Origin of the sequence: Prolixibacter denitrificans (genome assembly GCF_003014495.1) — a bacterium.
Taxonomy (GTDB): Bacteria; Bacteroidota; Bacteroidia; order Bacteroidales; family Prolixibacteraceae; genus Prolixibacter; species Prolixibacter denitrificans.
In genome coordinates this window covers 264,892-287,425 of sequence record NZ_PYGC01000004.1, presented here as the reverse complement: position 1 = coordinate 287,425, position 22,534 = coordinate 264,892, and the positions used below count along the sequence as shown (strand labels likewise).

Sequence of the window (22,534 nt, the reverse complement as noted above, 5' to 3'; positions counted from 1 at the left end):
ATGGAAATACTGAAAATAATTGGCGCCGTGATTACCCTGATGGGCTCGATTGCTCTGTTCCTTGGAGCGCTCGGTCTGGTCAGGATGCCCGATTTATACAATCGCATCCAAACGGGAACCAAAGCGTCAACCTTCGGAACTGTTCTCACCCTGCTGGGATTGATTTTCATTTTCCCCGGATGGGTCGGAAAACTGTTCATCCTGATGCTGTTTGTAGGTATCTCCAACCCGGTTTCATCGCACGTGTTGGCGCGCAATGCTTACCGCTACGGAGTCCCGCTTTCGGATAAAACAACGGTTGACCGTTTGGCAGAGGATATCGAAAATAAAGAAGTTGAACCTGTAAACAACGCCCTATGATTTATCTGATTATAGCCATTGTACTGGGAATTATTATGCTGGTGGCTGCGGTCATCGCGGTGTATAATAAGGACCTGAAAACAGCCATCATTGCGGCAGGTGTTACCAGTCTGTTTGCATCGGTGCTGTATGTGCTGCTGGCCGCTCCTGATGTGGCGTTGACGGAAGCGTCGATTGGAAGTGGTTTGACGACCCTCATTTTCTTCTATGTGTATAATAAAATAAGACGAAATAATGCTCAGGAATAGTTTAATACTGCTGGTATTGCTCGGATTTGCCGCAGCGATTTTTCCACTTCTGCACTCGTACGAAGCGAAAGATGCGTTGACCGGTGTTGCTGAGCATTATGCCAACTACGGAAAAGAAGAGGTGGGAGCAGCCAACCTCGTATCGGCGGTGGTAGTTACCTACCGTGGTTTCGATACGCTGGGTGAGGTGACCATCCTGTTTCTGGCCTCTGCGGTTATCGGCCTTTTTCTGAAGGCTTCGGAAACCTATACCAAGGATACCCGGTCGGTTTTCTTCAAATCGACAGAAATTCTGGTAACGGCTTCACGGTTGCTGGTTCCCATGATTCTGCTGTTGGGCGTGTACATCTTCATCAACGGACACTTAACTCCGGGTGGAGGTTTCCAGGGAGGTGCAGTCATTGCGTCGGCATTTGCACTCCTGCTGTTGTCGCGTCCGCAGAAACATTTCAGCCACAAAGTGATTTCGGTGGTTGAATCGATTTCGGGAATTTCCTTTGTTTTCATCGGCCTGTTAGGTGTTTTGCTGGCCGGCGGATTTCTTGATAACCATATCCTGGCGATGGGAAAATTCGGTACGCTGTTGAGTGCCGGCGCCATCCCGATTATCTACATTCTTATCGGACTGAAAGTTGGTTCCGAACTGACCGGTATTGTCCGTAATCTGAAAGAATCTCAAAAAGAAGGATAAATGCAACTCTTTAGTATAGAATATATCAGTCTGGTCGTTGGTTTCCTGATTCTGCTGATCGGAATCTGGGGCATTCTCACCCGGAAGAATATCCTGAAGATGGTGATTGGTTTCTCACTGTTCGACACGGGCACACACATTATTATTGTGGCGCTCGGTTATGTGAAAAACAAAACCGCTCCGATTCTGAACCAGCCCGATCTGCAAACCGATACCGCACATAAGATTGTTGACCCGGTGCCACAGGCGCTGGTATTGACAGCTATCGTGATTGGCCTGGGTGTAACCGCTTTGATGCTGGTTTACGCCATGAAGCTTCATAACGAAAAGAAAACGTTGAACATTCAAAATTATAAAGACTTGAAATGGTAGCACCTATCTACATCATCGCTACGTTGCTGGGAGTTGCATTCGGCCTGGGTTTATTTGGAAAGAAAATGAACTCATCGGCTGGCTTCCTCTCACTGCTGGCGCTCGGTTTTGCATCCTTCATTTCCCTCGAATGGCTGGCCGGTTTCTGGTTGTACGACAGGGCTGCCGAGTATATTTATACCGCAGGCTTTCAACCGCCATTCTCCATCAACCTGTTGATGGGAAAAGAGGAAGCACTGTTTACGTCCCTGATAAACATAGCCGGATTTTTCGGAGCAGTTTATCTCTGGGATAAGTTAAAGAAAATTGGTTCGAACGGTTACGTCACCCTGATGGGAATGATTCTCGGTCTGAACGTGATCATCATGACCCGCGACTTGTTCAACCTGTTTGTGTTTCTTGAAATCAGCAGCATTGCAACGGCTGGTCTGATTATCTTCAGTCAAAACCTGAGAACTATCGCCGCCGGTTTTAAATACATGCTGGCCACCGGAATTATCTCCGGAATCCTGTTGCTGGGAATCGTTTTCATGTACTATTTTACCGGTACCCTGAATATCGATGATTTCCTGGCCGTTCATTCCCTTGCGGTGAAAGGATTTGGCGTGGCTGTCTTCTTTGTGCTGATTGCCATTGTACTCGAATTGAAACCTTTTCCGGCTAACGGTTGGGGACTGGATGTATACGAAAGTGCCGATTCGGGCATCGCTGCTCTGATTTCCGCCGGAACAGCCACTGCATCATTCTTCGTGATGTACAAACTGTTGCCGCTGGGAACTCCGCAGTTCCATATGGTACTGGCCGGTATTGGTCTGGCTACCTTCATCGGTTCCAACCTGATGGGCCTGAAACAAACCAACCCGAATCGTTTGTTGGGTTATTCATCCATCGGACAGGTTGGTTTGCTGGTGACTATCCTGGGACTTTCTGAGTTTCTGGGCGAGCGCACGACATTCATTGCCTACAGCATTCTGATTAGTCACTTCCTGGCGAAAGCCGGATTGTTTTGGATTTCCGGAATCGTGAAGCGCTCCACAATCAAAGAGTGGGCTGTACTGCGCAACAGCCGCCTGTTGATGATTCTTTTCGGCGTGTTTGTTTTTACGCTGATTGGTTTTCCTCCTTTCCCTTCTTTCTTCGGAAAATGGGACATGATGCTGCAGTTGGCTGCCTCTAACCAGTATTTTTGGATCATTGGCGTATTACTCGGCTCACTGCTCGAAGGTGTTTATCTTTTCCGCTGGTTGGGCTACGCACTGAAACTGGACAATACGGAACTGCCTTCTTTCGAAGTGAAATGGAACAAGGTATTGCCGGTAGTTGTCTTCGGAGCTGCGACCTTCGTGATTGGCTATTTCGTTAGCTCGATTCACCCTTACGCAAAAGTGATTAACTACATCCCGTTGGCAGTTGCACTGGCATTCGTGCTGATTGACTTCCTTCCGGCGTATGTGAAAAATACCCTGGCTATTCTGGCCATGGCTTACTACTATTATTATCTCTACCCAACACTTTCCAGCTTTGGAGCCGTGTTCGGAGCCATCTTCATGGTGGGAGGTATTGTAACCCTGATTGCCGGCTATGCTTACAAAGGTCAGCGCCGCGGTTTCTATCCGTTTGCCCTGATGATGTTTGCCGGCCTGATTGGTCTGATTGAAGCAAAAACCACCATCGCATTCTTCTATGCCTGGGAAGTAATGACCGTTGGTTCTTATTTCCTGATTATTAGGGGTAAGAAATCGATGCCGCACGCATTGAGTTACATGATCTTCTCGATGGGAGGGGCTTACCTGATGCTGGCTGGTTTCGCCATCGCGTCGGTTGGACAGTTTAACCTCGATATGAGCACGCTTTCACATGTGCTGGTTTATCCGACCTGGGTGTTCATCCTGCTGGCGGTTGGTTTTATGACGAAAACCGCGTCGCTTGGATTGCACATCTGGCTGCCGGGTGCACACGCCGAAGCAGAGACCGATGTCTCTCCGATGGTGTCTGCCATCCTGCTGAAAGCTGGTGTTTTCGGTTTGGTAACGCTGTTCCTGGCTATGGGCGACCAGTTGATTGGCGGAGAAGTGAGTGTGATTTACCTGTTGGGTTGGCTGGGTGCCATCACCGCAGTAATGGGAAACCTGATGGCAGCTTTCCAGGAAGATGCCAAGCGTTTGCTGGCTTATTCCAGTGTGGGCGTGCTGGGTTACATCCTGTTCGGCCTGTCGCTGATGTCGCACTTAGGATGGTTATCGGCCATTTCCATTTCGGTCACTCACTTCATGTTTAAAGCATTGCTCTTCCTTGCTATCGGTGGAGTCGTATGGCGGGTGAAGACGAAAGAGATGTACCGCATGGGAGGACTCATCAAACGGATGCCGTTCTCATTCTTCTCTGTTCTGATCGGAATCATTGTGTTGGCTGGTTTGCCACCATTGTCCGGTTTCTCCGGAAAATGGATTTTCTACAACGCCATCATGATGAAACAGTGGTACCTGCAGGGAGCCTTGATTTTCTTCTCCGGAATTGTGGCATTCCTCTATACCTTCCGGTTGATTCACTCGGTTTTCCTCGGTCAGTTGAAGGACGAGCACCGCGAAGTAAAAGAGGCTCCGTTTTGGATTCTCGTTCCACAGTACCTGATTATCGGCGTATTGTTGTTCTTTTCGGCTGTTCCGAATTCACTGCTGAAACCGATTGGCAAGATCATCACTCCTTACTTCCCGGTAGGAGCTTTGGACTGGACCGGACAGCACGCTGTTAGTCCGTTTGGTTACTGGAACGGTTTGGTGATTTTCTACATCGTGGTTAGCATCTTCCTGGTGGTACTGGTTTGGTTAATCATCAACAACCGCAGGGCACAGAAGGTAAAACAGTTCAACATTGTGTTTGCCGCTGAGCGTCCGTTCAAACCCGAAACGACACATTACGCCTATAACTTCTATGCACATTACCGTAAAGCCATCGGTATTCTGGTTGAACCGAAAATCACCGGATGGTGGGAAGGTGTTGCTGAATGGGCGCATGCCATGGGCGATAAAATCCGGAAAATCTACAACGGCGACGGACAGTCTTATGTGATACACATTATGGCATTCATCGTTATCATCTACCTAATTTCATTTGGAGGTTTTTAAATGGGAACTATTGTAACGAAAATACTATACGCGCTGCTCACCCTGTTTATTGTGACCAACTACGGATTGATTCTTTCGGGTGTGGTTCACAAGATTGGAGCAAGGGTAGGGCGCCGGCATGGCATTCGGTTTTACCAGCCATACATCGACTTAATCAAGAACTATACATTCCGTACCCGGATTACTCACGGCATCATGTACTACATTGGCCCGGTTTTCCGGTTAACCGGAGGAATTGGCTTGCTGCTGTTCCTGCCCGTGATTTACGGTTCACCGGTATTCGATAACTTCTCGTTCGCCGGGGACTTAACCTTCGTGCTCTACTTCCAGTTCTTTGGTGTACTGGGAATGGCACTGGGAGCAGGTGAAAGCGGTCACCCGTATTCGGCACTGGGTGTTTCACGCGGTCTGGCTCAGACCACCGCCATGGAGCTTCCGCTGACGCTGGGTGTTCTGGCACTGGCTGTTCAGTATCATACCTTGAATATTCACGATATCGTAGCTGCACAGCAGGGAAGCATCCTCCACTGGACGCTCTTTACCAACCCGCTGGCTGCTATCGCGATGATGTTGTCGTTCCTGGCAATGATGGGACGCTCGCCATTCGACGTGGTACTGGCACCGCAGGAAATTCCGATTGGCCCGCCAACCGAGTACCATTCAGCCTTGCTGGGTGTACTTCAGCTCAACCGCGCTATTTTCCCGGCAGCCAAGCTCATCCTTTTCATGAACCTGCTGTTTGGTGGCGCTACCAATTGGGGCGAACTGATTATCAAAACCTTCTTCATATACATGTGGTCGGTGTTTGTTGGAATCGCTTACCCGCGTTTCCGGGTCGACCAGTCGGTGCGGTGGTACCTGGGTATCCCGCTGTTAATCGGGGTGGCCGCCATCCTGGTAGTCAAATACTTTTAAAGCTTAGTTGACATGGGTAAAGAATATATAGAAAAGAGGACCGTCATCTCACCGGAAGGTAATCCAATTGAGGTGGATCCGTTGAAGGATTACTTCTGCGATGCCGCTCCTAAATCATGCAAATCGGCCAGTGGCATCATCGAAAAGTTCGCCAACTGGGCCCGAAGCGAATCACTCTGGGTGCTTGGTTTCGGAACCGGGTGTGGTGCGATTGAAATGCGCCCGCTCATGACGCCCCGTTTCGATGCTTACCGTTTTGGTATCCAGTGGCGGCCAACGCCCCGTCAGGCTTCGGTGTTCGTTATCTCTGGTTACCTTTCGGTGAAAACGCTGAAACGCGTGGTTCGCAGTTACGAACAAATGCAGAACCCCAAATTTGTGGTAGCGCTCGGAAGCTGTACCATCAACGGCGGAATGTACTGGGACAGTTACAACACCATTAACCGTCTCGATCATTACATGCCGGTTGACGTATACATTGCCGGTTGTATGCCGCGCCCGGAAGCACTCCTGGCCGGTTTCGACAAACTGAAGCATATCATCCGTGAAGGAAGAGGAGAGGGCGCCAACAAGTACGCCGAGAACTTCGACTGGTACAAAGGCAACCAGAAGAAAATTATCAAGGACTGGGATATGCCCGATTATAACTGGTAAACTGGTTTGAACCTGTAAAAAAGAAGATTATGCAAACGATTATAGAAAATCTGCAAAAGCACTTTCAGGTGGTCAGCTATCACCAGCAACGGGAAAACCTGGGTTTTCTGATTGCCTCAAAAGAGGTGGCTGTTGGTTTGATTACACACCTGAGAGACTATGAAGGTTTCGCTCACCTGGTGCTGCTGACGGCAGTCGACTGGATTGAAGACGAGCATTTTCAGCTGACCTACCTGCTTCACCATCCTGAAAAGAAAGTGGATTTGGGTGTTCGCGTGATGATTAGCCGCGAGAACGCTGAGATGTACTCCATCCACCACTTGTGGGAGCAGGCTCGCACTTATCAGCGTGAGCTGCGCGAAATGTTTGGTATCAACTTCCCCGGCAGTCCGGACGTGGACAAGCCGTTCATCCTCGAGGGGTGGGAAGAAATTCCACCTTACCGGCGCGATTTCGATACCAAAGAGTATTCGGAGAAAACGTATTTCCCCCGTCCGGGACGCGAAACACACGATCCGGCGGAATACATGAAGAAAAAGCTTTATCCCAATGAGTAAGAAGCTGCTGAAATGGAACGAGGACAGAACCCTCTTCCCCGAAAAAAATAGCGAGGGCAAGATTGACGTGGATTACGATTCGCACAAGTTCATGAAAATCTGGCATGGCCCTCAGCACCCCGGTATCACCGGAAATATGTCGCTGGAGCTGACTTTGCTGGGCGATGAAGTAATGGATTGCGAAACACACGTGGGCTATCTGCACCGTGGTTTCGAAAAGCTGATGGAGCGCCGGAAATACATTCAGTGTTTCCCGATTGTATGCCGTGTAGCGGTTCCCGAACCTGATTTTAACGAGTACTGTTTCGCTTCCGCGATGGAAGAGCTGGCCGGCATCGAAGTGCCGGAAGCTGCCGAGTGGTTGCGTACTCTCGTACTGGAAATGTCTCGTCTGCAAAGCTTCCTCGCGTGGATGGGCGGACAGGCCGGTTCTCTCGGACAGGGTATCATCGGACAATGGACGATTTACCTGCGTGACCTGATTCTCGATCGTTTCGAGGAACTGACCGGAGGCCGTATTTATCACATGTATATGCTGCCCGGTGGTGTTCGCGGTTTGCTGCCTGACGGTTTCCGCCAGCGGATGACTGAGAACCTCGACGAAATTGATAGATTCATGAAGGACGTGAAGAAGGTGATGTTCGACAACGCCGTGTTCAAGAAACGGACCGTTGGTATGGGCGTTATCGACCCGGCCTGGATTCATCCCTTCGGTATTACCGGCCCTAATGCTCGTGCAGCGGGTGTGGCCAAAGATGTCCGCAAGGACAATCCGTATCTGAAATATCCGGAGCTGGATTTCGAACCGGTTGTAGGAAAAGATTCTGATATCTACACCCGTGCCGATGTTCGTCGCCGCGATTTGCTGATGACGGTTGATTTGATTCGTCAGATCATGGCGAAAATTCCGGATAAAGGCGATATCCGCGCGAAAACTCCGAACGTCCTGCACTGGAAAGTGCCAGCCGGCGAGACTTATTCGCGTGCTGAATGTACCCGCGGTGAGTACGGTTATTACATGGTTTCCGACGGAACCGAATACCCGCGCAGAATCAACGTACGCGGACCGAGCTATACGCACGCTGTGGCCCTTCTCGAGAAGATGATTGTAAACGCCAACATCGCCGATGTGGCCGGATTAATGGTTTCATTGCATACGTATCCACCTGAAATTGAACGATAATTATGGCAAAGTTAAATGATATACTGTCCCCGTTCACAGCATGGAAACATGTGGTCCGCGAACCCGTGACCATCAAGGATCCGCTGAACCGTGAGGCTGCCGACCGGTACCGGGGATTTCATAAAAACGATATCAGTGAATGTATTGGTTGCGGTACCTGCGAGTCCATTTGTCAGAATGCTGCCATCGACCTGGTGCCGGTGGACGGCGTCGAAACAAAGGATGGCGACAGTGGTCTGCGTCCCCGTGTAGACTACGGACGCTGCTGCTGGTGCGGTCTGTGTGTGGATGTTTGTACCACCAATTCGCTTTCGCTGAGTAATGAATATACCTGGGTGGACGAAGACCCGGATAACTTCCGCTTCGTTCCCGGTGCTGAGAACAAGTCGTGGGACAGCCGCGAAAAAGGTTACAAAAAACCGGGTAACGGCTATGAGCTTTACAATCCGAAGCGTGAAGCGATGGAAGAGCTGGAACCGGAAAAACGCGACCAGTCATTCATCGAAATCGTACAGGGATACTCGAAAGAGCAGGCTGAGCAGGAAGCCGACCGTTGTGTGGAATGTGGTATCTGTGTGGCTACCTGTCCTGCTCACATGGGTATTCCGGAGTACATCAAAGCCATTCGTAACGACGATTTGAACGAAGGTTTGCGCGTGCTGTACGACACCAACCCGCTGCCTGAAATTTGCGGTCGTATCTGTACCCACAAGTGTGAAACCGTTTGTTCCGTTGGTCACCATGGTGATCCGTTGTCAATTCGCTGGCTGAAGCGTTACATCGCTGACCAGAATCCGGCAGAGGAGTACAAGAAAATCCTCAATACCGAGAACTTGCAACCTACCGGGAAGAAAGTCGCTATTATCGGTTCAGGACCTTCCGGCTTGTCCGCTGCACATTATCTGGCCCTCATGGGTTACCAGTGTACCATCTACGAAAAATTACCGGCTGCCGGTGGTATGATGCGTTTCGGTATTCCGGAATATCGTCTGCCGTACGACCAGCTCGACAAGGATATCAACTACATCCTTTCATTGGGCGTTGAAATTAAATACAATGTGACCATCGGTAAGGATATCACACTGGAAGAGTTGCACAACCAGTATGACGCAGTCTTCTCAGGAACCGGTTTGCACATGGGCCGTAGTACTCGTGTACCCGGAACCGACCATCCGAAAGTATACCAGGCAGTCGATTTGCTGCGTGACATCGTGCTGGGTAAAGAGATACCGCTGGAAGAGAATATCGTGGTGATTGGTGGTGGTAACGTGGCAATGGACATCACCCGTTCACTGGCTCGTTTGCAGAAACAGAAATACGGCAAAGTGGGTGTGTTGGCCACTTCACTCGAATCGGAAGACATTATGCCGGCCGACCGTGAAGAGGTAATTGAAGCCCGCGAAGAGAACGCCGTTATCGATCCGGGATGGGGACCAGTTGAAATCGAAACCGAAGGTGATAAAGTGAAAGGTTTGCACGTGGTGAAATGCCTGTCGGTATTCGACGAAAACCGTCGTTTCGCTCCGAAGTTTGACGAAGAGCAGAAGAAGTTCTTCCCGGCTGACATGGTGGTTGAGTCCATCGGTCAGGGAATGGATCTTTCGTACCTGCCGGAAGCGTTCAAAGAGCAGCTGGATATGGACCAACGCGGACGAATCCTGGTAAACGACGATTTCCAAACCAGTGCCGGATGGCTGTTCGCCGGTGGTGACATCATCCAGGGACCTGATGTAATTCACGGTATTGCCAACGGTCATAAAGCGGCCATGGGCATCGATAAATATTTGTCTGAAAAATAATGTTAACCCGGGGTTGTGAAGAATGAAGCATTTAAATCACAATTTCGATTGGTAACTCCGAGTGAATCACCCCTCCAAACCTCCACTAAAGGGGCGGCTTAAAGTCCCCTTTAGGGTCCCGAAATTTCGGGATAGGGGTGAGCAAACGGAGGCGTTATATGCAGCTTTCGAAATACTAAATTTGAATATGTTAGTTCTAACGCAACCTTATAAAAACTTAAGACAATGACCGATCTTTCGACAAAATACATGGGATTGGATTTGAGAAATCCCATTATCGCTGCCAGTTCCGGCCTGACCGATTCGGTTGAGAATGTCGTGAAACTGGAAATCAACGGCGCAGGTGCTGTCGTGCTCAAGTCGCTTTTCGAAGAGCAGATCATGATGGACATCGACGAACAGCGCATGAACAACATGTATGGCTCGTACGACGATGTGGAAAACTACATCGGTTTCTACACTAAAAAACACCGCATCGACCATTACCTGGAATTGATTCGCGAAAGCAAAAAGAAGACTTCCATACCGATCATCGCCAGCATCAACTGTGTGTCAGCATCGGAGTGGACCGAGTTTGCCAGCCGCATCCAGGAAGCGGGTGCCGATGCACTCGAACTGAACATGTTCATCATGCCGTCGGACGGTAATTATGAAGGTGCCGATATCGAGCAGATTTACTTTGATATTGTGGCAGCCATTAAACAGCACATCACCATTCCGGTGGCCCTGAAGATTAGCAATTTCTTCTCGGGTATGGCGAATTTTGCCATCAAACTGTCGGAAACCGGAATTTCATCGCTGGTACTGTTCAACCGTTTTTATCGCCCGGATGTGGACCTCGAGAAGATGAAAATCACCTCGTCGCACATTTACAGCAACCCCGACGAGAATGCCATGGTCCTTCGCTGGATTGGCATCCTGAAGGGAAAACTGGCTTGCGACATGGCGGCTTCAACCGGTATTCACGATGGAGAAACCATCCTGAAGAACCTGCTGGTAGGTGCCAACGCGGTAGAAGTGGCTTCGGCCATCTACAAAAATGGCATGGGCATTATTCCCCAAATGCTGACCGATATGACCAACTGGATGAAGGCACACAACTACAACTCGGTAAATGAACTCATTGGCAAACTGAGCCAGGAGAGCGTACACAAACCGATGATTTACGAACGTGCCCAGTTCATGAAGTACTTTTCGGATGTAAAATAGAACCACCTGGGACTTTCTGTAAAATCTGGTTGAAAAGATTGGAATTGAGAATTTAACAGTAACCTGGATTAGACCCCTAAAAACCATTCCTGAAGGGAGACTTAAAGTCCCCTTTCGGGGAGGTTTGGAGGGGAAAAAAGTGACTGCTACAATTTGACCGTTCTGATCAAAACACAACCCCGATTTTACGAAAGGCCTATTCAATACTACCGGGTGCCGCAACGACTTCCTGCTTTATAACGTTACTCTCTGTCGTTGCTGGTGCCCGGTTTGTTTTTATCTATTCCCTTCCTGTTCTATCCTACCGGGAAAAACGTAACTTTGCTGCTTCACTTGAATAATTACGGCAGTTAAGTTATGGCTATTGATCTGAGTAAAGTTCCTTCGCCCTGTTATGTGCTCGACGAAGGTTTATTGCGGAAAAATCTCGAACTCATCCGGGGCGTGAAAGACGCGGCGGGTGTGGATATCATTCTCGCGTTTAAAGGCTTTGCCATGTGGAGCGCTTTCCCCATTGTCCGCGAATACATCAGCGGGGCAACGGCCAGCGGAGCGTATGAGGCCCGTCTGGCAGTGGAGGAGATGAAGTCGCTGGCGCATACCTATTCGCCGGCTTATACCGAGGATGATTTCGATGAAGTACTGGAATGTTCCTCGCATATCACCTTCAATTCCCTTTCGCAATTGGAGCGGTTTCTGCCGGCCGTGAAAAACTATTCGCGCAAGATTTCTGTGGGTCTCCGGGTCAATCCCGAATTCTCGGAAGTAAATACCGATTTGTATAATCCCTGTTCGCCGGGAACGCGTCTGGGCATCTTATCCTCGCAACTGGGCGACGAACTACCCGAAGGCGTTGAAGGACTCCATTTTCATACGCTGTGCGAATCAAATTCTGTTGATTTGGAGAAAACACTGGCGGCGTTTGAAGAGCGTTTTGCCCGTTTCCTGCCCAGTGCAAAATGGGTGAACATGGGCGGCGGCCACTTGATGACCCGCAAAGGGTACGATACACAACATTTGATCAATCTCCTGAAAGCGTTCCGCAAAAAGTGGGATGTGCAGGTAATCCTCGAACCGGGCAGTGCGTTTGCCTGGGAAACCGGCGTGCTGAAATCGACCGTGGTGGATGTGGTGGAGAACAAAGGCATCCGCACGGCGGTGCTCAACGTGTCGTTTACGGCCCACATGCCCGACTGCCTCGAAATGCCTTACAAACCCCGCATCCAGGGCGCACACTTCGACCCGTTGGATGGCAAACCAACCTACCGCATGGGCGGCAATTCCTGTCTGGCCGGTGACTTTGTCGGCTATTGGTCATTCGACGACGAGCTGCAACCCGGCGATTCGATTGTCTTTGAAGATATGATTCACTACACAATGGTGAAAACCACCATGTTCAACGGCGTGGCCCATCCTGCCATCGGCATCTGGAACGACGAAACCGGTTTCCACTTGATGCGGGAGTTCAGCTATTCGGATTACAAACAGCGGTTGTCGTAATATTTTCCACGGATACACACGGATTGCTTTCACTGATTTACACAGATAGACTTTGTTGTTGCCGGGAAAGACGAAGGGGCGAAATGCTTTTCGCCCCCGAGGGGTAAAATCTTCATAGCCCGGGGTAAGGAGGTACGACGCCACCCCGGGATAAGAACGTAGCTAGGGAAAGAGGCGCACGCCTTGTCGTGGATTAGAATATGAATGTCCCTGCGCCGCACGTAGTCACCAACCTGTAGTTGAACATTCCATTTAAACCGCAATAGATTTTGACATCCTAAGACGCTGGCCTGATGCGTCCTTAGCCGCATCTATTCCTTACTTTTGGCATCGTTGCCGTGGTCTCTCAACTGGGCATCAAACCATACATGAAGCGCATCGATGACGGCAGCATCTTTCGAAGCAAATGTGAGCTTTGCTCCATTCGGTAATTGCTGATAGTCAGCCGTAAACTTACCCTTTGATTCCGAAAGTGTTTTGAGTCCCGGCATATGCATCCCGTGGAGGGTTTTGGGGTCTTTAAAATCGGCCTTCGAAAACAAGATTCCCTCTTTGTGAAGGTGTTTCCTAATCATCGAAATTTGCAACGTATCTGTCGGGTCTTTCGCCTTGATTCGTAAAATGCCACCATTGCTGGTTTTGATAAAATAGTGGGTGACTTTGCTCATATCGAAAGGCATCACCATATGACTCCGGGAATGTATCATCTCCTGCCGCTTCATCAGGGTGGAATCCTTCATCTGCAGACATGGATGGTGATGGTTATCCCGGGCCAGTACATTGCCGGAAAGAAACGGACTCATTATAAATACAATGGCAAAAACAGTTTTCAGTTGACCAGGCATTGAAAATCTTTTCATATTCGTCTCCTCAAGATTGTTCTGAATGATAATAATGAGACATATGACCCGGTAAAAAGTTGAGTTCCCATCACAACTCTTTTGTTAAAGAAACTTAATCGGTAAAGCTTAGTGACACGGTTTCCGGTTGATGCGGGAGTTTAGTTACTCGGATGATAACCAGCGACTGTTGTAAACCCGAAATGATTCTGCCCGTAATGCATGCGTTGCACCCTGGTATACATTATGATCGAGTGTAAGGTGTTGTTTTTTAGTCTCTAAACAATTCCTATGTTGAGTTCTATAGTTGTTCTTTCCAATCTTATTTCCAGCATAAGCTCGTATTTTTTGTTGTCAATACTATACGGGCGAAACAAATTGGATTTCTATTTGAATTTAACGTATGTCAATTTTTTCTATTGAATTGTATTTCATATTCATTGATTGCAACGGATAAACAAAGCCTTTTTTATTTGCAAATGGTAATATTCCTTTTGTGTGCATAAATAATGTTTTGTTGTTGTAATCAGCGAAAGTTGAAACTAATTTCTTTACAACCTGCCCATTTTCATTAACTCTAGCAAGTGAAGTGTTTTGCATTTTGGCTACTTGTACGAGGCCTTTTTTGGGTACCATTTCATTGTATAGAACATATACTTTGTTAGCTTCGCATAAGTAGGAATAGGAATGGAAGGGATTATCTAGTCCAAATTGTGTCTTCTTTACCTTCCCGTAATTGATTATTTCTCCATTTTCTTTAACCCTTATAACATATAAACTTCCATAATTATATATTGAATAATATTGCTCTCGTATTCCTCCCCCAGAATCGAGTTGTCCGAATAATTGCTGTTCGGCAATAACAAAATAATCCCCATTAGATAATCTTTCTATTTTACTTAAAGAATAGTTAAAGGGATCCCATTCATTTTCTTTAGTTGCACCTTTAAAGCCTTTTAATTCATTGTGGTCAATATTATTTGTGCAATCTATTTTATTAAATGGTAATACTCTTTCGTTTTCAGTTCTTCCGTTTCCTAGATTCAGTTGACATGTAAATATTCCTTTCGCACTAATTGAATTTAACTCCGAATATATTCCAGCGCATAATATGTTATCATCATGGTTTTTAATCGAAATGTTTTTTGCGAAAAGATTCTTCAGGTTAACTACTATTTCTTTCGTTTCATTCCCATTATTTCTGAAAACTAATATACTTTGTTTATAATTAGACGGTTCAACAAAAGTAAAATACTTGTCTACAAAAGTTTTGGAGCTTTCATATAGAATCCTTTTTTGTGCCGCTTCAGTATTGATATACTTTTTTGCTGTTATGTATGCATTCGCTTTATTATCGACAAAGAAATTTTCGTAAACATAGGTTCCGGAATTTATTGCACTGTTTGCTTTCTTTTTCCAAAGGAGATTTAAGTGTTTGTCAAACGCTAAAAGATATAAGCTGTTTTTGTTAAAAGTTTTTTCTTTAGAACTACTTTGAACAATAATATTTTTTTTATCGAAAAAAGTGAGGTAGATCAATAGTTTTGTGCTGTCTTCAGATATTACGTACTTTGTTTTAATCCCATACCTTACATTTTTATCTTCACCTTCAAACTCAGCTATTTTTTTGAGATCGTCATTTAACTTTAATGATGACTTATTCATGGTTTGGATATACAGATAGTTCTTATTGTTATGCTTATCATATGACGAGCTAAAAACAACAAGTTTTGATTGAAAATAAATAAGTTCATTTAAAAATTTAAAATCATCTTCTTTGTTAAAACTGATTTTTTCCCGTGTAACGAGATTCAAGTTAGAATCGTATTTCTCTACACTATATCCTACCCCAAAAATATAAGCCATAAGTGGACCTGATGTTAAGAATAGGTACGTACTGTCGAAATTAGCAACGCCTGTATGTCTGTATATTTGATTTCTCGGTTTTTTTTGTTCAATTTTTCCATCACTTTTTTCAATGTTGATATTTTGCCCGTTGATATACTGTGTTAGACTGATTATTGATATTATTACTAAAATGGTTTTTTTCATGTTATAGATTGTTATAGGTTTATTAGCCTCATTTTTCTATCGACAGTCTCTATGTTTTCAAAAGCCACGAAAGCCAGGCAAAGGCTTTTGTACGTCAATAATATGTCTGTACATTGTTCGTATATGCCCAAATAAGGATGTATAGTGCACCTATTCTATTTGGTCAGGCATTTATCTTCTTGGTTTTGATTTAGTAGTATAGTTTTCATTTATGAAAGTAATGTTTGTTATCATAAATAAAACGCAGATGAAGGGAGATTTATTGCTCGTGTATTCGGAGAGAGACAATGCGCTTGTCTATAGTTTCTTGACTGCCGGCAGTTTTTAATCGATATTCAGAACAATCAAAATCGATATCCAAACTTCACCGACAATTCCGGGTCCAGGAGCGGCGGGTCAAAGGTTTTAGTATCGACCGGGATATGGCGGTCGCCTCCCACGCGAAGGCTCAGGCCGGCCCACGAACTGAGATAAAACCGCTGTGAAAGATTGAAGATATACCCCATACTTCCGTTCAACAGAAAAGTTTGGTACGATGCTGTTTCGAGCTGTTGGTCGGTTTGAATTTTCCCGTCCCACAAAACGAGGCCGCCACCCAGCCAAAAACCGGTCTGTTCTTTTTTCAGAAAATAATCTTCCAGCAGGGCATAAGAACGGATGGTATTGTTCGTAAATCCATCCCGAACGATAAAGTCGGGCATATGCACCCTGGCAAAAAGCGCCCGCGTGCGTAGATGTCCTTTACCCACCCAGGCGGCACCAAAGTACCCGCCGGTCAAATAGGGCAGCACATCCAGTTCAACGCCAGCTTCCACCCGTTCCTGTGCCCGGGCCGCATGAATCGAAAAGAGTGGTATCAAAAGACAAAAACATATCTTCATCGTCGTTCGGTGGGAGGCTCTCATCTTGCTTTGTTTTCTGTGTCGTGATTCGTTTTGCACCGCTTAAAGTAACTTTTTCTCCCGGAAAACAAAAGATTGCGATAGCGAAGTCCGCCCATCACCCAGCGGATAGTCAGCACCAGTCAGCGAACGATCCACACCGGTGAGCCAAATCCCTGTCAGTGGTCTTGTACCCTGACAGTGGTTGGTTCATCAAGCCTTCGCACAGTTCATTGAATAGACCCGAATAGCCACACAGCAGTAGCTAAAACATGTTAAGCATACATACTTTTCCCCGCAGGGATGGCTGAAATATGTTGGGCAGGCATACTTTTCTTTGCAGTGAAGCCCCAAACATGTTAAGCATACATACTTTTTGTACGGCACACCCTAAAACATGTTCGGGGGACATACTTTTTGGTGCGGCGCACCCTGAAATATGTTCGGGGGACATACTTTTTCTTACGGCATACATACCTTTACCGGCTGTTGTGCATACCGCTGCGTCCACGGGCACATTACCGAACAGCGCAGGCAGAGGTACTATGAATAGTGGCTTAATGGCTGTGTGAAAGCCTTGTCATTCACTAGTGAGCACAATTAAATGCGTGCTAATAATTCTGTTTTTAACCAGTTAAAAGCTTCACTTTGATTGTACGTAATTCCAGGTCGCAAAAGGCCTTCCATGTCACCTGTAAACACCGCACTATTTTCTTTTTCTTCGATATTGAGTAAAAACTCCTTCCTACTCGGAGGCCTTTTGCCAGTTGCAAATGACGTGTATTCCTTAAAACAAGTGATGATTTCCTCATAATTCAGGTCGACATTTCGTCTTGAATAATCCAAATCAAATAAGTCACGGCCTTTGCTTCGCTGGTACAATGCACGCAACTTGGTTCCCAGTAATTCATTGATTGAATAGGTCCGTATCCTGGCCTTACCCGAGAACCATTCACTTTCTACTTCAAAGGGAAAATCGATCCAGCCTAATATATTCAAATGCTCCTTGCAGTTGATTTCTAACTTTAACCGCATCCTTATTTCTTCATATTCAGATGTAAAACGGTATAAAGCCCTTGCTCCATGTCCCCGCACCTGTGTGTTTCTCGGCTCGTCAAAAAACGTAATCACTTTATTGAGCCGTTCCATTATTGGTTTTACCGGGCCTGGTTTGATTTGAACCAGGTCAATGTCTTCAGAATATCTTGGTGCAGGATGAAGGTACAACTTGTGCAACGCAGTTCCTCCTCTGAATGCCAAATTATCGTGTAAGAAATCATCCGAGAATATTTCCACTAACGTTCGGGAAATAATCAAATCCTGTTCGACCTGCGAAAATTCAGTCCATGGTGCCTGCTCCTGCCATTGGGCGATATAGGGCTTGGGTATCATAAATCGCTTTCCAATTTCACATTGACGTCTACTTTCCACTTATTATACACGGCACCCGGCTTTTTTTTTGACCCGGGAATTAACAATACCGGGAAAAAGTTCTTTTGTTTTAAGTGGTTAAATATCAATTCCTGATAGTTCTCATGCATTTCGAGCTCCTCAAAGAGGAACCCCAATCTTTGCAATGTACTTTTGTTTGGATACCAGCTTAAAAGTTCCGCTACATCATCTTGGGTTAACTCCTCTGTCAGCTCCTCAATGGTGGCAAGCATCCTGTTGATTCCGCCTAATTTTGTTTGGTGATGTATTAAATCGACAATGGTCAGGGCAGGACTTGATATTTTATAAATTCCAGCATCTGATTTTTTTATTTGAATATTCTTGTCAGACCAATTACTTGTCGTAAAAAAACGGATGTCAATATTTTTTTTTGATATATCGTTCAATTTTGGTTTTTCAGTCATCAGGTAATCCCGTTGAATCTGTTGATGACTGGCACCGTGAAACCTGGCTGCTGAGAATAAACCTACATAGTAATTTCTTTTCAGATAGTTAAAAAGCTTATTGCAATAGAGCTGAATGGGTAGTTTCTTGGCTGAAGAATATCTCGGAGTTATGATTAAATAAAATCCTTTGCGGAGGTTGACGATTTCTCCTTTTTCCGTTAAACGTTCGAGCTCTTTTTTTAGAGGAATTTCTGTTTTTCCGATAACCCGGCGAATCTCCTCCAATGAAAAAGAGTATACTTCTTCTGATAAAAGTTTCTTTATGTAGGCTGCAATTGTCAATTTTAGTAAAATTTAGAGAAAAGTACCTTTTTTAGGTGATATTCTCAAATTATTACTAAGATTTGTTTGTGCGGAGGTAATAAATAATTCGTTATAAATACTGGTAGTTAGCTCACCACTTGGTTGACGGGATTAGAGTGTTGTGCATACCGCTGCGTCCACGGGCACATCACCAAACAGCGCAGGCAAGTGGTGCAGTGTGCAATGTTTTGTTCTTCCGGCAAAGCCGAAACATCGACAAATTGCAGGAAATCGATGCCCCGATGGTATAGCTTACGAGTCAGTTCAGACTGAATGGACATGTTGGTTGGTTTGGTTATTTCAGGATAAAGATACAAGAAGATACCGGTGTATGACTGCTGAGGCTGAAACTACCGGTAGTCAATTTAAACGCTGTTCGGCCTTTCATCTTTGTGTGCCTTGCGAAAAACTTAGTGCTCTTAGTAGTAAGAGAATATAACCACCAGGGGCACAACGAAAACTCAAAGGACACTATTTGCTTGCACATTTTAAAGGAAGACAGCGTGATTTTGGTGGTCGATTGAAACCGTAATTCAGAGGCCAAACTCCTTTATCTGATTTTTCTATATTTGTCGGGCACCAAATCTGTGACAAGGAGAGGATGAAAAGTGTGGCCATCATCGGGGCCGGAGCGGCCGGTCTGACCTGTTTGAAAAGCTTATTGGAATACGGTATTCAGCCGGTCGTTTTTGAACGAAGTGACCGGTCCGGGGGATTGTGGAAGCTCAATCAAAATGAGCGGGAATGCGACACTGCAGCTTACCGGTCGTTGATCACCAATACCTCGAAACAGATGATGGCATTTTCTGATTTCCCGTTTGAAAAGGAGGTGGCCGATTTTCCCTCGCGGGAAGTAGTTTCGGAGTACCTGAAAAACTACACGGAACAATTCAATCTGGCCCAATACATTCAATTCAATACGAGCGTTATCCGGGCCGATAAAGAAACTGACGGACGGTTTGTTGTGGAGGTGGAATCGGGTGGAAGTAAAGAAACACATACCTTCGACTGGCTGATTGTAGCCAATGGCCGCCACGAGAAAACATCCATCCCAGAAATCGATGGTCTGGTAACGTTTCCCGGAACGGTTTTGCACAGCCGCGACTATTTCTCGCCGGAAAGCTTCGAAGGCACGAAAGTGCTGGTCGTGGGAGCGGGGAGCAGTGCCATCGATATTGCTTCGGAAGTCGCGGAGGTCGCCCCGGGCACGTTTCTCTCTATGCGAAGCCCGTCGTGGCTGGTACCCCGGTTTATCGATGACAAGGCGTACGACCTGCTACTCACGAAATTGTCAGCAAGTCTGCCCAAGGTAGTTCGGGAAAAGGCTTTCCGCAGCAAGCTGATGAAAGCGTACAAACAATATGACGATGAGGCTATCCGGCAATATTTTGGAAAACCCGACCACTCTCTTGATTTGGAGAAGCAACGGTTTGTGCCAAATGATTTGCTGCTGAAACGGCTGGAACAGGGGAAGCTGAAGGTCAAGCCGGTGATTCAATCCATTTCAAGAGACCAGGTCACGTTTGAAGATGGAAGTAGCGAAACAATTGATACTATCATTTTTGCCACCGGCTACCAGATTGACATTCCCTTTATGGAATCATCTTTCACAGGAGTGGAGAACAACTACATTCCCTTGTATCAGCAGATATTCTCTCCGGTTACACCCAACTTAGCCATGTGCGGCATGTGCTATATTGTGGGGCCGATTTTGCCGGCTCTCGAGATGCAGGGAAGGTACATTGCCGAAGTGATTGCCGGGCATACACAGCTTCCCTCTGCAGAGATAATGGAACAGGAAGTGGAGAAGCACCGTGTTTTGTGCGAGGAACGAAAAGTCAATCCGATGCGGGTGCAAACGCTGACGTACCTCGATACCATCGCCCAAATCATCGACGTAGCGCCGAAAGTTTGGCGCAACCCAGGCAGCCTCCTCCAATTACTGACCGGACCGGTGGTGGCAGCCCGCTACCGGCTGAATGGCCGCCAAAGCAAGAAAGCGCAGGCCCGGAAGGTGCTGAAGGATTTGACGAAGAGGATTTAAATGTATGCAGACTCACTGCTTGCGTACGGCACCCCACAGCCAAAAAAGCGTAAATTTACATCAAAAGTGTTATATTTGGCAGAGAGCCGGATCGTCCGGTTGAGGCGTCAAGGTACGTACGTCATTTGTCTCTCAGGTCCGATGGAATAAAAAAACTTGCTAGTTTATGATGGGTGAACAGAACAGGGTAAGAACCATTCAGCACGTCACATTGGTTGGGTCGGCAGTCAATCTTCTGCTGACCTTAGGAAAGATCGTGGCGGGAGTTGTTGGTAAGAGTTCAGCGATGCTGGCCGATGGCGTCCATTCGTTATCGGACCTCATAACCGATGTAATCGTGCTGGTTTTTGTCAGGATTTCCGGGAAGAAGAGAGACAAGAATCATCGGTACGGACACGGGAAATACGAAACCTTTGCCACAATGCTTATCAGTTTCGCGTTGCTGTTTGTGGGCATCGGGATTTTATGGACCGGAGCCAGAAAAATAGTGGCGTCGTTTCATGGCGTCGTCATCGAACAACCGGGTTATATTGCGTTATATGCAGCGCTGATTTCCATTGTTAGCAAGGAAGGCTTGTATTGGTATACAAAGATCATCGGTTCAAGGGTCAACAGTCGGGCCGTGGTTGCCAATGCCTGGCATCACCGGTCGGATGCGTTTTCTTCGGTGGGAACCGCGTTGGGCATTTCGGGGGCTATCCTGCTGGGGGAAAAGTGGCGGGTTCTCGATCCGATTGCAGGAGTCATTGTTAGTTTCTTTATTCTGAAGGTGGCCTGGGACATTGCCCATCCCAGTATCCGGGAGCTACTGGAGGAGGCTTTGCCTGACGAGACGGAGGAGGTGATTTCCGGGATTATCCGGACGACCCCCGGTGTGAAGGATTTTCACCAGGTACGGACCCGCAAGATTGGTGATATCATCGCCATCGAGGCACACGTCAAGGTTGACAAAACGTTGACGGTGGTCGAATCGCACCATATTGCCACGGCCATCGAAAAGTCGATTCGGGCGAAATTCGGGCGCCAGACCCATATCGGGATTCATATTGAACCGTACAGTGAAAGAGCTCCTGAAGACCCAAACGACACTGGGACATTGGATATACAATGAGTGGAACATTAGATGTCCTGCATTTTAGCAAGTGTGGTGTGACGATCATCTGACTGAACGATGACAATACCTGGCAAACTCACCATTCGAAAGAAAATCGGGGGAGCATTGTTTCATAATGTTCTTATTTTTGATGTGAAAGGAAACAGGCATGAGTGAATATTTAAGAAGCGTCAATCAGATTTCGCCGTTGTCGGAGGAAGCAGCAGAAGAACTGTTGCAATGTGTTCGGACGAAAACTTACCCGAAAGGAGCGTTAATCCATACCCAGGGAAACGTTTGCAAGCACTTGTTTTTTGTGAAGTCAGGGTTGGTGAAACATTTTTATTATCACCATGACAACCAGTATGTCCTGCGATTTTTTGATGAGAATAATTTCTTTATCGCCACGGACAGTTTTTTCAATGATTTACCAGCTGAATATTCGACCATGGCCCTGGAGGAGACGACGATTTGTTATTTGAAATATGACGATTTTGAGCATCTCTGCCAAAAATACCATTCGTTTGAAAGCTTTGCCCGGAAGTTTATATCCAGGGTCGCTTACACGGCCATTTCAAAATTAAAGAACTTACTCTATCTGGATGCAACAGAGCGCTATGCCAAATTTCTGAAGGAATTCGGTCATCTTCAACAACGTATTAGTTTGGGCGATACAGCGGGTTATCTGGGCATATCCCAGGTGACGCTCAGCCGGATTCGATCGAAGAAGTGACTTTTTAACATTTGTAAAAAGAATTCCGCGACCCACACAATACATTTGCATCACCATCTTCTCATAAACGATATCGCT

At 46.6% G+C, this 22,534-nt stretch carries 21 protein-coding genes; 15 read left to right on the top strand and 6 right to left on the bottom strand.

Translation table 11 applies throughout. From position 1 onward, the window contains the following. The 12 genes from mnhG (at position 1) to nspC (ending at position 12,613) form a co-directional block, all read left to right on the top strand. Positions 1 to 360 (top strand): monovalent cation/H(+) antiporter subunit G, encoded by a 360-nt coding sequence (mnhG, locus tag CLV93_RS10270; protein WP_106542107.1) that lies wholly within the window; start codon positions 1 to 3, stop codon positions 358 to 360. Further along, entirely contained in the window at positions 357 to 608 is a 252-nt protein-coding gene (locus CLV93_RS10265; protein ID WP_106542106.1) for a Na(+)/H(+) antiporter subunit B, read from the top strand. Before mnhG ends, CLV93_RS10265 begins: the two co-directional genes overlap by 4 nt. Next, positions 595 to 1,299, top strand: coding sequence for a hydrogen gas-evolving membrane-bound hydrogenase subunit E (mbhE, locus tag CLV93_RS10260; RefSeq protein ID WP_106542105.1), 705 nt, complete (start codon positions 595 to 597; stop codon positions 1,297 to 1,299). Before CLV93_RS10265 ends, mbhE begins: the two co-directional genes overlap by 14 nt. Further along, complete coding sequence (locus CLV93_RS10255; RefSeq protein ID WP_106542104.1) at positions 1,300 to 1,671, top strand: sodium:proton antiporter; 372 nt, start codon at positions 1,300 to 1,302, stop codon at positions 1,669 to 1,671. After that, positions 1,665 to 4,796, top strand: a complete 3,132-nt coding sequence (locus CLV93_RS10250) for a proton-conducting transporter transmembrane domain-containing protein (protein ID WP_106542103.1) — start codon at positions 1,665 to 1,667, stop codon at positions 4,794 to 4,796. The genes CLV93_RS10255 and CLV93_RS10250 overlap by 7 nt, the downstream gene beginning before the upstream one ends. Beyond that, positions 4,797 to 5,711, top strand: coding sequence for a respiratory chain complex I subunit 1 family protein (locus CLV93_RS10245; protein WP_106542102.1), 915 nt, complete (start codon positions 4,797 to 4,799; stop codon positions 5,709 to 5,711). Between the two features lie 12 nt (positions 5,712 to 5,723). After that, positions 5,724 to 6,365, top strand: a complete 642-nt coding sequence (locus CLV93_RS10240) for an NADH-quinone oxidoreductase subunit B (protein WP_025863904.1) — start codon at positions 5,724 to 5,726, stop codon at positions 6,363 to 6,365. A gap of 29 nt (positions 6,366 to 6,394) precedes the next feature. After that, positions 6,395 to 6,922 carry an NADH-quinone oxidoreductase subunit C gene (locus CLV93_RS10235; RefSeq protein WP_036984376.1) on the top strand — a complete coding sequence of 176 codons (528 nt, stop codon included), beginning with the start codon at positions 6,395 to 6,397 and terminating at the stop codon, positions 6,920 to 6,922. After that, entirely contained in the window at positions 6,915 to 8,105 is a 1,191-nt protein-coding gene (locus tag CLV93_RS10230) for an NADH-quinone oxidoreductase subunit D (RefSeq protein ID WP_106542101.1), read from the top strand. Before CLV93_RS10235 ends, CLV93_RS10230 begins: the two co-directional genes overlap by 8 nt. 2 nt (positions 8,106 to 8,107) lie before the next feature. Further along, the gene (locus CLV93_RS10225; protein WP_106542100.1) at positions 8,108 to 9,904 is read left to right on the top strand and encodes an FAD-dependent oxidoreductase; all 1,797 of its coding nucleotides are present in this window, start codon (positions 8,108 to 8,110) and stop codon (positions 9,902 to 9,904) included. A gap of 225 nt (positions 9,905 to 10,129) precedes the next feature. Beyond that, positions 10,130 to 11,113 (top strand): dihydroorotate dehydrogenase-like protein, encoded by a 984-nt coding sequence (locus CLV93_RS10220; protein WP_106542099.1) that lies wholly within the window; start codon positions 10,130 to 10,132, stop codon positions 11,111 to 11,113. A gap of 357 nt (positions 11,114 to 11,470) precedes the next feature. Next, the gene (gene nspC / locus CLV93_RS10215) at positions 11,471 to 12,613 is read left to right on the top strand and encodes a carboxynorspermidine decarboxylase (protein ID WP_106542098.1); all 1,143 of its coding nucleotides are present in this window, start codon (positions 11,471 to 11,473) and stop codon (positions 12,611 to 12,613) included. 311 nt (positions 12,614 to 12,924) lie between these two features. Here nspC and CLV93_RS10205 read toward each other — a convergent pair whose 3' ends face one another. The 6 genes from CLV93_RS10205 to CLV93_RS20120 form a co-directional block, all read right to left on the bottom strand. Then, the gene (locus CLV93_RS10205) at positions 12,925 to 13,458 is read right to left on the bottom strand and encodes a hypothetical protein (protein ID WP_106542096.1); all 534 of its coding nucleotides are present in this window, start codon (positions 13,456 to 13,458) and stop codon (positions 12,925 to 12,927) included. 390 nt (positions 13,459 to 13,848) lie between these two features. Beyond that, positions 13,849 to 15,504: a hypothetical protein gene (locus CLV93_RS10200; protein WP_106542095.1), complete on the bottom strand. Its 1,656-nt coding sequence runs from the start codon at positions 15,502 to 15,504 to the stop codon at positions 13,849 to 13,851. 344 nt (positions 15,505 to 15,848) lie between these two features. Next, the gene (locus CLV93_RS10195; protein WP_146142002.1) at positions 15,849 to 16,409 is read right to left on the bottom strand and encodes a hypothetical protein; all 561 of its coding nucleotides are present in this window, start codon (positions 16,407 to 16,409) and stop codon (positions 15,849 to 15,851) included. A gap of 576 nt (positions 16,410 to 16,985) precedes the next feature. Further along, complete coding sequence (locus CLV93_RS10190; protein ID WP_106542093.1) at positions 16,986 to 17,777, bottom strand: nucleotidyl transferase AbiEii/AbiGii toxin family protein; 792 nt, start codon at positions 17,775 to 17,777, stop codon at positions 16,986 to 16,988. Continuing rightward, positions 17,774 to 18,565 carry a type IV toxin-antitoxin system AbiEi family antitoxin domain-containing protein gene (locus CLV93_RS10185; protein ID WP_106542092.1) on the bottom strand — a complete coding sequence of 264 codons (792 nt, stop codon included), beginning with the start codon at positions 18,563 to 18,565 and terminating at the stop codon, positions 17,774 to 17,776. The genes CLV93_RS10190 and CLV93_RS10185 overlap by 4 nt, the downstream gene beginning before the upstream one ends. A 107-nt stretch (positions 18,566 to 18,672) precedes the next feature. Beyond that, entirely contained in the window at positions 18,673 to 18,867 is a 195-nt protein-coding gene (locus tag CLV93_RS20120; protein WP_146142001.1) for a hypothetical protein, read from the bottom strand. Between the two features lie 320 nt (positions 18,868 to 19,187). Between CLV93_RS20120 and CLV93_RS10180 the strand changes: the two genes are divergently transcribed. The 3 genes from CLV93_RS10180 (at position 19,188) to CLV93_RS10170 (ending at position 22,456) form a co-directional block, all read left to right on the top strand. Next, the gene (locus tag CLV93_RS10180; RefSeq protein ID WP_106542091.1) at positions 19,188 to 20,630 is read left to right on the top strand and encodes an NAD(P)-binding domain-containing protein; all 1,443 of its coding nucleotides are present in this window, start codon (positions 19,188 to 19,190) and stop codon (positions 20,628 to 20,630) included. Between the two features lie 166 nt (positions 20,631 to 20,796). Next, positions 20,797 to 21,741, top strand: a complete 945-nt coding sequence (locus CLV93_RS10175) for a cation diffusion facilitator family transporter (RefSeq protein ID WP_170108916.1) — start codon at positions 20,797 to 20,799, stop codon at positions 21,739 to 21,741. A gap of 151 nt (positions 21,742 to 21,892) precedes the next feature. After that, positions 21,893 to 22,456, top strand: coding sequence for a Crp/Fnr family transcriptional regulator (locus CLV93_RS10170; protein WP_106542090.1), 564 nt, complete (start codon positions 21,893 to 21,895; stop codon positions 22,454 to 22,456). Positions 22,457 to 22,534: the final 78 nt, after the last annotated feature.

Bases quoted from the DNA above. Each gene is read 5' to 3' on its own strand.
- mnhG (WP_106542107.1), top strand. From the start codon at position 1: ATGGAAATACTGAAAATAATTGGCGCCGTGATTACCCTGATGGGCTCG.
- CLV93_RS10265 (WP_106542106.1), top strand. From the start codon at position 357: ATGATTTATCTGATTATAGCCATTGTACTGGGAATTATTATGCTGGTG.
- mbhE (WP_106542105.1), top strand. From the start codon at position 595: ATGCTCAGGAATAGTTTAATACTGCTGGTATTGCTCGGATTTGCCGCA.
- CLV93_RS10255 (WP_106542104.1), top strand. From the start codon at position 1,300: ATGCAACTCTTTAGTATAGAATATATCAGTCTGGTCGTTGGTTTCCTG.
- CLV93_RS10250 (WP_106542103.1), top strand. From the start codon at position 1,665: ATGGTAGCACCTATCTACATCATCGCTACGTTGCTGGGAGTTGCATTC.
- CLV93_RS10245 (WP_106542102.1), top strand. From the start codon at position 4,797: ATGGGAACTATTGTAACGAAAATACTATACGCGCTGCTCACCCTGTTT.
- CLV93_RS10240 (WP_025863904.1), top strand. From the start codon at position 5,724: ATGGGTAAAGAATATATAGAAAAGAGGACCGTCATCTCACCGGAAGGT.
- CLV93_RS10235 (WP_036984376.1), top strand. From the start codon at position 6,395: ATGCAAACGATTATAGAAAATCTGCAAAAGCACTTTCAGGTGGTCAGC.
- CLV93_RS10230 (WP_106542101.1), top strand. From the start codon at position 6,915: ATGAGTAAGAAGCTGCTGAAATGGAACGAGGACAGAACCCTCTTCCCC.
- CLV93_RS10225 (WP_106542100.1), top strand. From the start codon at position 8,108: ATGGCAAAGTTAAATGATATACTGTCCCCGTTCACAGCATGGAAACAT.
- CLV93_RS10220 (WP_106542099.1), top strand. From the start codon at position 10,130: ATGACCGATCTTTCGACAAAATACATGGGATTGGATTTGAGAAATCCC.
- nspC (WP_106542098.1), top strand. From the start codon at position 11,471: ATGGCTATTGATCTGAGTAAAGTTCCTTCGCCCTGTTATGTGCTCGAC.
- CLV93_RS10205 (WP_106542096.1), bottom strand. From the start codon at position 13,458: ATGCCTGGTCAACTGAAAACTGTTTTTGCCATTGTATTTATAATGAGT.
- CLV93_RS10200 (WP_106542095.1), bottom strand. From the start codon at position 15,504: ATGAAAAAAACCATTTTAGTAATAATATCAATAATCAGTCTAACACAG.
- CLV93_RS10195 (WP_146142002.1), bottom strand. From the start codon at position 16,409: ATGAGAGCCTCCCACCGAACGACGATGAAGATATGTTTTTGTCTTTTG.
- CLV93_RS10190 (WP_106542093.1), bottom strand. From the start codon at position 17,777: ATGATACCCAAGCCCTATATCGCCCAATGGCAGGAGCAGGCACCATGG.
- CLV93_RS20120 (WP_146142001.1), bottom strand. From the start codon at position 18,867: ATGTCCATTCAGTCTGAACTGACTCGTAAGCTATACCATCGGGGCATC.
- CLV93_RS10180 (WP_106542091.1), top strand. From the start codon at position 19,188: ATGAAAAGTGTGGCCATCATCGGGGCCGGAGCGGCCGGTCTGACCTGT.
- CLV93_RS10175 (WP_170108916.1), top strand. From the start codon at position 20,797: ATGATGGGTGAACAGAACAGGGTAAGAACCATTCAGCACGTCACATTG.
- CLV93_RS10170 (WP_106542090.1), top strand. From the start codon at position 21,893: ATGAGTGAATATTTAAGAAGCGTCAATCAGATTTCGCCGTTGTCGGAG.